Here is a 13110-nt window from a genome sequence, read left to right on the forward strand (position 1 = left end):
TCAACGATTTTGCTCGGGGTTCCATTGCGCGTACCGCTGGCCGCGCAGGAACTGCCACAGACCGATACTCATCCCGGCAAGGGTCACCAGAACAAACGCGGCGAGGCGAAAGGGTTTGGGCAAACGGTGTTGCACATCCAGCAGGCCGACGATGGCCACCGCGTATCCGAGCAATTGCGCGATCAGGCTCAGGCGATAGAAGCCATGTACATTCCACAGCCAGACATTGCTCAGCAGCAACGGCAGCAACAGGATTGGTGCCAGGCGTCGAATCAGCTTGTGGCTGATCAGTGCAATCGCATACAAGCCATGACGCCAAGGGTTCAGCAGCTCCCGGCGCCGGGCCAGGCTTTGCAGGCCACCGACGGTGACGCGCTGGCGCCGACGCCATTGCTTGGCGATTTCGTCGACACCCTGGTCGCTCACTTTGGCTTCGGGCACATAGACGATGCGTTTGAACGCCACCGGTGCGCAGGTGCTGATAAAGAAGTCATCGTTGACCTCCGCCGGCACGTGCTGGAACAACTCGCGGCGCAGGGCGAGCAGGGCGCCGTCGGCGGAGACCATGCAGCCGGTGCGATTTTCCATCTTGCGCAGCCAGCCTTCGTAGTGCCGATAAAGGCTGTCGCCCAGGCTCAGGCCTTTGCCTGGCACCGGGATCAGCATGTGCCCGGCGCAGGCCCCGACCTCTGGATCGGCCAGGGGCGCGAGCAACTGGCCAAGGGTGTTGCTCGACCATTGGTTATCGGCATCGGTGAACACCAGAATCTCGCCGGTGCTCAGGGCGACGCCGGCATTCAAGGTGGCAGCCTTACCCTGACGGGGGAGGTCGAGCACGCTGATGCGCGGGTCGATGACTTTGTGGGCGCAGGCCACGGTGTCGTCGGTGGAGCCATCGCTGGCCAGAATGATTTGCAGCGAGTGCGCCTGATAATCCTGGGCCAGCAGCGTGCGCAATTTCTCTTCGATATGCCGGGCCTCGTTGTGTGCGGCGATGATGATGCTCACGTTCATCGGTGGCGCTGGCGCAGGACGCCGCGCGGGGAACAATGGCGCGATCAGCGTCAGCAGCAGCGGGTAGCCAAGCCAGGCATACACCGGCAATAGCAGGCACAACCAGAAAATGAATTCAGCCACGGGCGGGTCTCCTGGCATTCCAGTGACACAGGCTCAGGATGAGCGCCGCGCCAGCCAGGTGCAGACGCACCCAGTGCAGACCCCACAGTTGCAGCATCAGGCGAAGGTCACGGTGTTTCAGGCTTTGGCGCAGGCTCTGGGCGAGCGCTGGCAGGCTGGTGATGAACACGATGAATAACGCCGCTTTGGGAAAACCATTGAGCAGGGCAGACAGCGCGATGAAATCCAGCCCCCAGATGCAAATCGAAAAAACCGGGAACCGCAGCAAGCGCAGGCTCATCCCTTGGGTGCGCAATAGTTGCAGGTGACTGCCCTGGCGCCACAACTCCTTGCCCATCCATTCACGCCAACTGCCTTCGTAACCCCAATGCAAGGCGACGCTTTGGTTGACCGCGAGCAACCGCGCGCCGGCTTCACTCAGGCGCAAGGTGAACGCCTTGTCTTCGCCAGTGCGCAGGGTTTCGTTGAAGCCGCCGACCTTGTCGAACCAGCAGCGGCGCATCAACAGGTTGGCACTGGGCAGCCACTGCACCGGGTGCAAAGCGTGAGTGGTCGGGCGGGCCATGCGGCGTTGCCAGGCCGTGGCAAACCACGGCGCTTCGACGGGGGTGTGCAAGTCCAGGGCGAGGACATCGGCCTGGCCGCCGGACTCGAGTTCGAACAGCCGCGTCAGCCAGTCCTCGGGCATCTCGATATCGGCATCGATGAAGCCCAGCCATTCACCTGTCGCCACCGCCGCCCCGCGATTGCGCAGGGCGCCGATCAGCAGGCCGGGCAGCACCAGCACCTGCGCACCGAACTGGCGGGCGATGTGCGGGCCCTGATCGTCGGAGCCGTTATCGACCACGATCAACTCGCATTCCAGCCTGGCAGCCTCGGCGGCTTTTTTCGCGGCGAGCAACGTACGCCCGATGTGTCGGGCTTCGTTGTACATCGGGATGACAAGGCTGATGCGGTTCATGCTCTGGCTTCCGTCGGCGGACGTTCTTCAGCCTTGAGGCGCAACACGCAAGTCAGCGCGAGCATGATCCACAGGTATTTGTGATTCGGTGCGCTGAGGAACATCAAAAACAGCATCAGCGACAGATAGCTGATGCCCAAGTGCGTGATCATGTCGGCCTGTTCCCAGTTGCGTCGCAGCAACCAGGCGTGTCGGGCACGGATCAGGTTGTACATCCCAAGGCCCAGCATGCCGACGAACAACAGCCCGGCGGGAATCCCCACTTCGCTGAAGATTTCCAGGTAAGTGTTATGAGCGCGGCGGTACAGGTCGCCGGGCTTGCGGTTGGCGGAAAACACCTTGGCGTAACCGGTGGTGGCGTAGTGCAGCGGGAAGGTGCCGGGGCCGGAACCGAGTAATGGGTGCTCCTGGATGATCTGGCTGCCGACCAGGATGTACGAGGCGCGGCGGCCGAGGGATTCGTCCTGGCTTTTGGCGCCGGCTTTCAAGATGCTCAAGGACTGGATGCGCGCGATGTAACCGGCCGGCATTGAATAAATCGCCAGCGGGATCACGATCGCAAGGCCAAGCATGGCAAAACCCAAGTGGCGCGGACGGATGCGTGGCAACTGCGCGCGGTAGTGCCAGGCGCCGATCATCAAGCTGAGAAACAGCACCACCAGCCCGGAACGGGAATCGGTCTTGGTCATGCCGCCCAGCAGCAAAATGCAGCAACCGCCCCAGAACAATCGGTGCAACAGGTTCGGGCTGCGGATCACCAGCAGCAGAGCCAATGGCACGGCGAAGGCGATCAGCAGGGCAAACGAGTTGGGGTCTTCCAGCAAACCGGCGGCGCGGCCCTGGTCCTGATACTTGGTGGAGAACATGGCCAGTGCGCAGGTCGCGGTGACACTGAGGGTCACCAGCCGGGCGAACACATCGAGGTTCAATTCACGGCCGATCAGCAAGGTGATCACAAACAGAACCAGGCCGACACTCAGATCCCGCAGATGACTCTGGGACATGTCCAGGTTGTCGGTATTGATCATGCTCAACAGGTACAACACCATGAACCAGATCAGGTAGCGCCAGATGTTGCTGCGCAGGCGCTCGGACGGAATCTGGTGGATAGCCAGTTGCAACATCACGATCAGCGCCAGCGAAGCACCGATGAATTTGGTGCCCGACAGCGCACTGCCCTTGAAGAAACCTTCGAAGGGCACCAGCGCCGCGATGCCCAATAAACCCCAGGCGGGTTTCCGGTACAGCACCGCGACAGCCACCAGGCCAAGCACCGCGCCTGGTGCCAGATATGGATAAGGGCTGGCCAGCAAACCGAGGCAGACCAGGGCGAGCAGACTGACGATCGAGAGCGGAAAGATCACGCGCGTGCCTCCCGTGCAGTACGGATATAAAGCTGCGACCAGCGTTCGGCCAAGGCCTTCAGGTCGTAACGGTCCAATTGCGTACGTCGTGCGTTGTCGATCAGTTGGCGAGCCAGTGCCGGCTCACTCAGCAGCGTATCGATCTGCAGGGCGAGGGCAACGCTGTCGGTGGGTGTGGCCAGCAGGCCGTTGTGCCGATCCTCCAGCACATCGGGAATTCCACCGACGCTGAATGCCACCACCGGCACTCCGGCCTGCATCGCCTCCAGTAAAATCATCGGTGTGCCCTCGGTACGCGAACTGATCACCAGCGCATCGAGTTGCTGCCACCACCGGTTCATGTCGATCTGATAACCCGGCAAGGTGATGCGTTTTTGCAAGCCGGCAGCGGCAATCCGCGCCAGCAGGGTTTCCTGTTCCGGGCCGTCGCCGAGCATCACGGCGTCCAGTTGCGGGTGTTGCTGACAGAGCGGAATCAGGGCATCGAGAAACAGGTCCGGGCCTTTTTCATTGCTCAGCCGACCGACATAGCCCGCCAGCCAACGCAGGTGTTTGGCTGGGTGGGGCAACAGGTCGCTAGCCGTTGGCAGACCATTGGGAATCACTTGCAGTTTCTCCGTCCGGACACTGGCCTTGCGGTGTAGCACGGCGATGCTTTCGGCCACGCAAACCACCCGATGCACCGACGCCGTGCGGCACAGTTGCAAACTCAGCCAGCCGTAGAGGCGTTGCTTGCGACTGCGTGGGGTGAAACCGTGTTGGGTAATCACCAATGGCAAGTTCAACAACGTCGCACTCACCCAACCAAATAGCAGGCCCTTGAAATTGTGCGTGTTGATCAGAGGCTGCTCAGCCCGCCGCTGACGTAAATGACGCAGCAGGTCCCCCAGTCCCGCGCAATTACGGCAGTCAATCCCGGCCTCGCGAAATCGCGCGATCAGCGCTGGCGGCGCATCGAGAAACAGCACTTGATGCCGTCCCGGCGTCGCCAGGCAATGGTCCAGCAGCATCCGCTCAGCCCCATAGAAGCCGCCGCTGCTGATCAAATGCATGATCGGCAGAGCGCTGGCGCTGAGCGGCCCGTTCAATGGCGCACCCAATGCACGAAGCTATCCACGGTCCAGTTTTTGTGCGGGTTGTTCGGCATAACGTCTTGCTCGTTAATCACCAACAGCACCGGCAAGCCCAGTTCATGGGTGATTTGCGCTGGGTGTTTGAAGCGGTGATCGAAGAACTCACGCACGTAGACGAAGGCAATCGCCAACAGCAGACCGGTCAGCATCCCGAACGGAATGATCAGCAGCGGTTTGGGAAACGCCGCCTCGGTCGGTTCGTATGGCGGGCTGAGTACCCGGGCGTTGGACATATCGTTGTCCAGCAAACCGGCGGAGCTGCTTTCGGCAAAGCGTTGCGCGTAGGTGGAGAACGCCGCATGCAAGGCATTGATCTCGGTGTCCATCTGCGCAAGCTTGCTTTGAGCCACTTGTAACTGATGGATGCGGTCCTTGAACTGGGCGATGCGCTCCGTTTTCTGCTTGATCACCGAGGTGACAATCGCCAGGTCGTTGGTGCGCTCCTGAATCCGGTTGCTGACGATTTTCAGGAACTGCTGACGGGTGCGGGAAATCTGCTCGCGGGTCAACAGCATCGGTTCACTGCCCGGCTTGAAGATCGCCAGGTCGTTCATGTAGCGGCTGACCTGAGTGGTCAGTTGTTCACCGAGCTGTCTGATCTCCCGGTCTTCGAAGGCAATGTTGTCCACCGTGGTGGTGAAGGTGAAGGGGAAGGTGTACTCGCTGAGCCGGGACGTATTGGTGGCTGACGTCAGGGCGGTTTTCAGGTAGTCGAGCCAGCGCTGGCTTTGCAGCAGGCGATCCTGATACAGGTTCAGGGCCTGTTCCTCGGTGTTGATGGCATTGAGGCGGAAGGTGATTTCTTCCTTGGGATCGGATGAACCCACGCCTTCGAGCAGCGCCAGCCGCGTGCCTTCCAGGCCATCGAGACGCACCTGATATTGCTTCTTCTTGGTTTCGTAGAAGCTCTGCGGCAGGTCGATCGATTGCAGTTCCTGACGGCTGGCCAGGTAATTTTGCAACAGCGCCGCGACAAACCGGGTGCCCTGGGCGGGATCGCCAAAGCTGTAGACGATGGAGATCACGTTGGAACCCGGCAAGGTTTCGATTTTCAGGTTATCGACGGCCTCTTGGGTGTAGGTATCCAGGGCGGTGTCCCGAACCGGATCGGTCTCAAGCCCGAATGCATCGCGCACCGGGTTGACAACGTATTCACGCAAGGGGGTGGTCACAAAACGTTTGATCGGTTCGGTCACCAGTTTGCTGAAGATTCCGGGGTTGGGCGCGTACTCGCCTTTGTCCCGCAGGTCGCTGATGGTCTGACGGATCAGGGCCGGCGAACGCAGAATATTGCTCTCGGTTTCCATGTCCGCCAGTGACGGCGGAATGAAAGAGGCATCACCCTGAGTCAGGGACGTAGTGGCGTCTCCCTGGGAGAGTTTTTTGGATTGCACGATTACTTGCGCGGTAATGTCGAAGCTCTGTTTGAGCATCAGCGGCAAGATCAGGGCGATCACTGCAAAGATCAGGAAGACTCGTTTCACCAACTGCTTGTTGGCGAAGAAAATCCTGAAGAACTCATGCAGGTAGTTTTCCTTTGGGTTCATGGTCGGTCACCTGAGCGTTAGTTGTCGCTGTCTTTGTTGTCGACGCGGTAGGCGAAACCGAAGCCCACCCCTTGGAACAACACCACGTCCGCCAGTTGCCGTGCGAGCTCACCGGCGCTGGCCAGTTTGGTCTTGGGCACGTAGAGCATGTCGTCCGGTTGCAGGTAAGCAATCTGCGAGGCGTCACCGGACAAGGCTTTTTCAACGTCGTAGTGCACGGCCTGCACATGGTTGCCGGTGCGGCGCATGATCACCACCGAATCGAGTCGCGCCTTGACGTTAGTGCCACGGGCCAGGGTCAACGCTTCGAGTACCGAGACCGGTCGGCGAATCGGGTAGGAACCCGGTTGCGCGACTTCACCCAGCACATAGATTTCGTTGCCCGACGTGGACTTGAGCATGACGTCGACCCTCATCCGCCCCGGCAGTTGCGCGTAACGTTGATTGAGGAACGTTTCCAGTTGGGTGACCGTCATGCCTTGCAGCGGAACGGAGCCTATTTCCGGGAAACTCGCATAGCCGTCGTTGCCCACGGTGATCTCCCGGGTCATACCGCTACCGGGCTGGCTCAGGTTGCTCTTGAGGTTCAGCTCGTTGCTCAGCGGGCTGGTGACCAGCACCGTCACCTGATTGCGATTGGGCTGAAACAGGGATTTGCGCTCATAGGCACGCTGGATCTCCTGCCGCGCTTCGACGGCCGTCAGCCCGCCGATTTTCACCGCGGTATTGGCCCCCGGCAGTTCGATGGTGCCGTCGGGCAGCACCAGTTGAGTGCCGTTGAGCTGGCTGGCCGCGGTGAAGTTCAGGGCGACCTGGTCACCGGGCTGAATGCGGTAAGCGCCCGAGCTACTGGTGCTGATGTGGAAGATCACATCCAGCACATCCTTGGGCCGCAAGGTCTGTTCAACCTTGGGCATGTCGGTGGCCTGGGCATTGGCCGGCTCGGCCGTGAGGATCTGCACCGGCATATGCTGGGTTTCGCTGGTGCTGGAGCAACCTGCAAGCGGCAGCAACAGCAGGAGAAGCATTTTGGCGTTCATGGCGTCATCCTTTCTGCGGTTGCTTACAGGTTTTTGTAGAGCCATTTGGGCATGTAGTACTTGCGCCGGTTGAAGACGCTGCCCACCAGTTTTGCGCCGGCCTGGGTCAGGCGCTGGGCCGCGGCCTGGGCCACTTCCCAACGGGTGTCTTCGGCGCGCACCACCATGATCACGCCGTCCACCAGGGTACTGATGACCAACGTGTCGGCGGCCGAATAAACCGCGTCGCCGTCGATCACCACAAAGCGATACCGATCGCCCAGTTGGTTGAGCAATGGGGCCAGCTGTTCAGTCGTCAGGTGCTCGGCGCCGCGGATGTGCCGCCCGTTCGGCATGATGTGGAAGGGCAGGCTGGAGACGTTCACCAGGCAGTCCTGCAGCAGCGGCGGCGAGGCGTTGAACAGCAGGTCGCGAAAGCCGCGTTCTTTGGTCAGCCCCAGCTGTTGCGTGAGGTTGCCCTCCGACTGGCTGGCGTCCACCAGCAACACTTGGCCGCTGCTCATTGACGCCAGTTGGCTGGCCAGCGCCAGGGCGCTGGTGGTGGTGCCGGCGCCTGTGTTGGCAGCGGTCAGAAAGAGGATCCGCAGATCCAGGTCGAGCACGGTCGAAGTCAGGTTGGACTCGCTCGGGCTGGCGATGGTCAGGCTTTTATTCGATGAACCGTCCATTTAACTCGCTCCGTGGCCGCTGAATACTTTGAAGGGGGTTTTCAACAGGATCTTCAGATCAAGCAAGAGGCTCTGCTCGGCGATATAGCTGAGGTCCAACTCAACGCGCTGGTCGAAGTCGATATTGCTACGCCCGGATATCTGCCACAGGCCGGTCATGCCGGGGTAGATGCTCAGGCGTGCAAGGTGGCTGTCTTTGTAGCGATAGGCATTGAATGAGGTCGGTCGCGGACCGACCAAGCGCATGTCGCCGCTGACTACATTGATCAGGTTGGGCAACTCATCGAGGCTGCTGCGCCGCAGAAAGCCGCCGATGGGGGTAATCCGCGGGTCGTTGTCGATCTTGAAATCGATGGCATCGGCGCCGTGCTTGTTCAGGTGCCGCAACGATTCCTTGAGCTCTTCGGCGTTGGTCACCATGGTGCGGAACTTGTACATGCCAAACAGGCGGCCGCGGTAGCCGGTGCGCTTTTGCACGAACATCACCGGCCCCGGACTGCTGAACTTGATCACCAATGCCAGGCCCAGCAACACTGGGGACAGCAGCAGCAGAATCACCAGCGCGCCAAGGCATGCAACCACCCGGTTGGTTCGCGACAGCGTCCAGGGCCGACCACCGTCACGGCCGGTCATCCAGCCGCGGCCCTGCATGTGGATCGCCGTATCCAGGCGCATTCGATGTTCGGGGTCCAGGCGTTTGTCACGCTGCATGTGATTGAGCAACACGCCTTTTTCATGTCCAGTCATAGAGTCCTCCGCTGAAGCCCGGACGCGAGTGGCGAGTGGGCATGGCGCAGTGGGTAGTAGTCACGGAACCAGGCGATGAATCGTCCGAGTCCTTCATCCAGCTCGATCCGTGGCTGGAAACCGGTGGCCTGGGCCAGATCACTGGCATCGGCGCAGGTGTTGAGCACGTCGCCCGGCTGCAGGGGCAGCAACTCGACGAGGGCTTTTTGTCCGAGGTGTTTTTCCAGCAGCGCCAGGTAGTCTTTGAGCTCCACTGGCTGTTGTCCGCCAATGTTGTAAATGCGCCATGGCGCCATGCTGCTGGCTGGGTCCGGTTGTTCACGGTTCCAGTCCGGTGCTGCTTGGGGGGCGCGCTCGATCAGACGGGCGATGCTCTCGATGATGTCGTCGATGTAGGTGAAATCACGCTGGTGCTGGCCGTAGTTGAACAGCTTCAGCGGCTGCCCTTCGGCAATCGCCCGGGCGAATTGGATCGGCGACATGTCTGGCCGGCCCCAAGGCCCGTACACGGTGAAAAAACGCAAGCCGGTGCAGGGAATGCCGAACAGATGGCTGTAGCTGTGGGCCATCAGCTCATTGGCTTTTTTGGTCGCGGCGTACAGCGACAACGGGTGGTCGACGCCGTCCTTGACCGAGTAAGGCGTGTGTTGATTAGCGCCATACACCGAACTGGATGAGGCATAGATCAAGTGCTTGACCGGGTGGTGACGGCAGCTTTCGAGGATGTTCAGAAACCCGCTCAGATTGCTGTCGACGTAGGCCCGGGGATTCTCCAGGGAGTAACGCACCCCGGCCTGAGCCGCGAGGTGAATCACCACCTCCGGTTGTTCACGAACAAACAAGGCATCAAGGGCCGAGGCGTCGGCCACGTCGACTTTGGCGAGCGGGAAATCGCCGACTTGCTTGCACACCCAATCCACGCGGTCGTGCTTGAGCTGCGGGTCGTAGAAGTCGTTGAAATTGTCCAGGCCGCACACCTGATGCCCGTCGCGCAACAGCCTCAATACGCAATGGGCGCCGATGAAACCGGCTGCTCCGGTGACGAGTATTTTCATGGCCGTGGCGCCTCGGGAGCGATGTGCCGAAGCCCGATGCCGCTGTAGTGCAAGCCGGCCGCCGCCACGTGTTCCGGGTTGTAGAGGTTGCGCCCGTCTACGATCACTCGCGCGCGAAGTTTACTCGCCAGCAGGTCGAAATCGACCACACGGAAATTCTTCCACTCGGTGCAGATCACCAGCGCGTCGGCGTCTTCCAGAGTGTCGTCGCGGGTCGCGCACAGGTGCAGGTCATTGCGGTAGCCGTAAATGCGCCGGCACTCAGACATGGCTTCCGGGTCGTAAGCCTGCACGCTCGCGCCTTCGGCCCACAGTGCTTCCATCAGATATCGGCTGGGGGCTTCGCGCATGTCATCGGTATTGGGCTTGAAGGCCAGGCCCCAAATCGCGATGGACTTGCCGACCAGGCCATCGGGAAATAGCGCCTGCAGTTTGCTGAAGAGGATGTGCCGTTGACTGTCATTCACATCGGTGACGCTACGCAGCAGACGCATTGGCATGCCGTTGTGTTCGGCGGTGTGCAACAGGGCTCGCAGGTCTTTGGGAAAGCACGAACCGCCGAAGCCGCAGCCGGGGTAGATGAAGTGGTAACCGATGCGCGGGTCCGAGCCGATGCCTTTGCGCACCGCCTCGATGTCGGCCCCCAGCAACTCGGTGAGGTTGGCCAGTTCGTTCATGAAACTGATGCGGGTGGCGAGCATTGCGTTGGCCGCGTACTTGGTCAGCTCGGCGCTGCGGTTATCCATGAACATGAGCTTTTCGCGGTTGCGGCAGAACGGCGCATAGAGTTCGCTCAATTGGTTGCGCGCTTCATCGTCATTGGTGCCGACGATGATTCGGTCCGGGCGCATGCAATCGGCCAGAGCGCTGCCTTCCTTGAGAAACTCGGGGTTGGACACCACTCGCACGTTCAACGCCTCTTTGCCACGGCGTTGCAGTTCCTCGTAGGCGGCGTGAGTCACCTGGTCCGCGGTGCCCACCGGTACGGTGGACTTGATGATCAGGGTGCGATCGGACTCCATGAAACTGGCGATCTGCCGAGCGACATTCAGCACATGGCTGAGGTCGGCGGAACCGTCTTCATCAGCGGGAGTACCCACCGCGATAAAAATCAGCTCGGCGTGTTCGACCGCGTCACTGGCCTGGGTGGAGAAGAGCAAGCGACCGGCCTTGATGTTGTCTTCCAGTGTGCTGGACAGTCCCGGTTCGCTGATCGGTGGCACGGCTTGTTGCAGTTGCTTGATCTTGTTGGGGTCAATATCAACGCACAGCACACGATGTCCGACATCGGCCAATGCCGCAGCTTGTATCAGGCCGACGTAGCCCGTACCAAATACGCTCACGTCCATATTGGCGTGCCTCGTAAGACGGTGGATGTAACTGAAATGAGACTGTCAAAAGGGGTATAGCCCAGCCATGGGAAAGCGAGTCAGCAAAATGACGGGTAACGCGACCGGGAAAACCCCCATTTCACGGGCTATTTGCCATCAAGTGCTTGCCGCTGCTGGATTTGCCGCGGTTTTGAGGGGTTTCTGAGGGTTTGAAGAAAACGATAAACGGTCGTAAGGCTTGAAACACAAGGGTTACAGACGCTTGAGTGTGTCAGATTTGAGGCAACGTTTTTTTGACGCTTTAGGAAAAAAACCGGCATTTCTTGCGCTTCGAGGGCCCGGTGCTAGTGTCAGAAAATGGCCGACAATCCATTGGTCGTGGAGGTGCTGTAAACACCATGATCCGTTACCTCAAAGAACTGCTGCTGGTTCTGTATCTGCTCAAGAATTACGACTACTACCTCGATCGTCTTGACGCGCTGGGCATTGGTTTCCCGATGCTGTTGTTTGGCGCAATGTTCGTCGTGCTGACAGTGGCGCTGTTCATGACCGCGTACATTCGCCAGACGCTGATCCGTCACCTGTTCGCGTTGACGATGTTTGGCTCGGCGGTGTTCTTCGACGTCTATGCGCAGGTGACTGCCGGTTACATGACCTACAGCAGTTTTGTGTCGCTGGTGTATTCCGGTGGGTTTATTCAAGAGGCGGCGTACCAGTACCGCGATGCAATCATCAGCGGGATGGCCAGTGGTTTGTTGCTGCTGTTCGGTATCGGACTCAAGCCGCGTCGACGGCTGCCATTGCCGGGGGCGCTGTTGGTGGCGGCGCCCGTGCTCGGAGTGCTGATGCTCAGCGCCGTGCTGTTTGTGCGGGCCGGTGAGGGCGCCCGTGGCTTGCCGATCATGTACACGCCGTTGGCCTATTTGAATCTGTTTACCTATGAAGCGCTGCACAACACTGTCGGCCCGCGTGAGCCGGTGAGCCTGACCCGCATCGATCAGCCGGTGGAACACGACATCGTGCTGATCATCGACGAGAGCATTTCCGGCAACTACCTGGACATCAACACGCCGTTCGGTGTGCACAGCAATCTCAAGGAACCGCGCCCGGGCGTGGACATTTTCAATTACGGCTACGCGGCATCCATCGCCAATTGCAGCGCCGACACCAATGTCACCTTGCGCTACGGTGGCACTCGCGCCGATTACATGCGGATCAACAGCACGTTGCCGTCGATCTGGCAGTACGCCAAAAAGGCCGGGCTGCGCACCGTCTACATCGACTCCCAGCGCACCGCCGGCAACATGCAGAACCTGATGAACGCTACGGAAAAAAAGGACATCGACGAGTTCGTGCAATTCGACCGCACCAGTGTGCGTGAACGCGACATGGCAGCGGCGGCCAAGCTGATCGAGCTGCTCAACGACGGTAAGCCGGAGCTGGTGGTGATCAACAAGGTCGGTGCGCATTTTCCGGTGCACGACAAGTACCCGGACGCGTTTATGGCTTACCGCCCGACATTGCCCCGTGGACGGTTTGTCGAAGTGGCGGACACGGGCAAACGCGATGGTTTCAACGGTCAGCCGGATGATTGGTTGCTGTACCGCAATGCTTACAAAAATACTGTGCTGTGGAATGTCGGCGAGTTCTTCGCCCGGGTTTTCGCTCAGGCGGATTTGCGCAATGCGCTGCTGATCTATACCTCGGATCACGGGCAAGACCTGCATGAACGCGGTAACCCGGGGCTCAATACTCACTGCGGCGGTGACCCGGTGGAGGAGGAGGGGTTGGTGCCCCTGGTGGTGATTTCGGGCAGCGATCTGAAGACCCTGGACTGGCAGGCGCAGTTGCCGGCCAACAAGGATCGTTCCAGTCACTACAACATCTTCCCGACGCTGCTGCAGGTGATGGGTTATGACCTGGCGGGGATTGAGGCGGTGTATGGCAAACCGTTGAGTGTGCCGACGGTGGACGATTTCACGTTTAACTATCGTTTCAATGCGAGGTTGGGGGCCAAGCCTGAGTGGAAGTATATTGACCTGAACAGCATTGTGACGCCTGGGCGGGTGGTGCCGAGTGTGGCGGTGGGGCAGTGAAATTTTGATGGGCTGATCTGACCTCATCGCG

At 60.0% G+C, this 13110-nt stretch carries 11 protein-coding genes; 1 reads left to right on the top strand and 10 read right to left on the bottom strand.

Going from position 1 to position 13110, the window contains the following annotated elements; all coding sequences use genetic code 11:
* Genes PSH97_RS10995 through PSH97_RS11040 form a run of 10 tightly spaced genes read right to left on the bottom strand, consistent with a single transcriptional unit; the run spans position 1 to position 11001 of the window.
* Positions 1-1137: a glycosyltransferase gene (locus tag PSH97_RS10995; protein ID WP_305449188.1), complete on the bottom strand. Its 1137-nt coding sequence runs from the start codon at positions 1135-1137 to the stop codon at positions 1-3.
* On the bottom strand, positions 1130-2098 hold the full coding sequence (locus PSH97_RS11000; RefSeq protein WP_305449189.1) for a glycosyltransferase: 969 nt from the start codon (positions 2096-2098) through the stop codon (positions 1130-1132). The genes PSH97_RS10995 and PSH97_RS11000 overlap by 8 nt, the downstream gene beginning before the upstream one ends.
* Complete coding sequence (locus tag PSH97_RS11005) at positions 2095-3462, bottom strand: O-antigen ligase family protein (RefSeq protein ID WP_305449190.1); 1368 nt, start codon at positions 3460-3462, stop codon at positions 2095-2097. Before PSH97_RS11005 ends, PSH97_RS11000 begins: the two co-directional genes overlap by 4 nt.
* Positions 3459-4514 carry a glycosyltransferase family 4 protein gene (locus PSH97_RS11010; protein ID WP_405046567.1) on the bottom strand — a complete coding sequence of 352 codons (1056 nt, stop codon included), beginning with the start codon at positions 4512-4514 and terminating at the stop codon, positions 3459-3461. Before PSH97_RS11010 ends, PSH97_RS11005 begins: the two co-directional genes overlap by 4 nt.
* A gap of 32 nt (positions 4515-4546) precedes the next feature.
* Positions 4547-6142 carry a GumC family protein gene (locus PSH97_RS11015; RefSeq protein WP_305449191.1) on the bottom strand — a complete coding sequence of 532 codons (1596 nt, stop codon included), beginning with the start codon at positions 6140-6142 and terminating at the stop codon, positions 4547-4549.
* 17 nt (positions 6143-6159) lie between these two features.
* Entirely contained in the window at positions 6160-7182 is a 1023-nt protein-coding gene (locus PSH97_RS11020) for a polysaccharide biosynthesis/export family protein (RefSeq protein ID WP_305449192.1), read from the bottom strand.
* Between the two features lie 23 nt (positions 7183-7205).
* Positions 7206-7850 carry a CpsD/CapB family tyrosine-protein kinase gene (locus PSH97_RS11025; RefSeq protein WP_305449193.1) on the bottom strand — a complete coding sequence of 215 codons (645 nt, stop codon included), beginning with the start codon at positions 7848-7850 and terminating at the stop codon, positions 7206-7208.
* Positions 7851-8597 carry a sugar transferase gene (locus tag PSH97_RS11030; RefSeq protein WP_305449194.1) on the bottom strand — a complete coding sequence of 249 codons (747 nt, stop codon included), beginning with the start codon at positions 8595-8597 and terminating at the stop codon, positions 7851-7853. It abuts the gene before it with no gap.
* Complete coding sequence (locus PSH97_RS11035; protein ID WP_305449195.1) at positions 8594-9652, bottom strand: NAD-dependent epimerase; 1059 nt, start codon at positions 9650-9652, stop codon at positions 8594-8596. The genes PSH97_RS11030 and PSH97_RS11035 overlap by 4 nt, the downstream gene beginning before the upstream one ends.
* Entirely contained in the window at positions 9649-11001 is a 1353-nt protein-coding gene (locus tag PSH97_RS11040; protein ID WP_305449196.1) for a UDP-glucose dehydrogenase family protein, read from the bottom strand. The genes PSH97_RS11035 and PSH97_RS11040 overlap by 4 nt, the downstream gene beginning before the upstream one ends.
* A 380-nt stretch (positions 11002-11381) precedes the next feature.
* Between PSH97_RS11040 and PSH97_RS11045 the strand changes: the two genes are divergently transcribed.
* Positions 11382-13079, top strand: a complete 1698-nt coding sequence (locus PSH97_RS11045; protein WP_305449197.1) for a sulfatase-like hydrolase/transferase — start codon at positions 11382-11384, stop codon at positions 13077-13079.
* Positions 13080-13110 lie beyond the last annotated feature (31 nt).

The organism is Pseudomonas cucumis (genome assembly GCF_030687935.1).
Classification (GTDB): domain Bacteria; phylum Pseudomonadota; class Gammaproteobacteria; order Pseudomonadales; family Pseudomonadaceae; genus Aquipseudomonas; species Aquipseudomonas cucumis.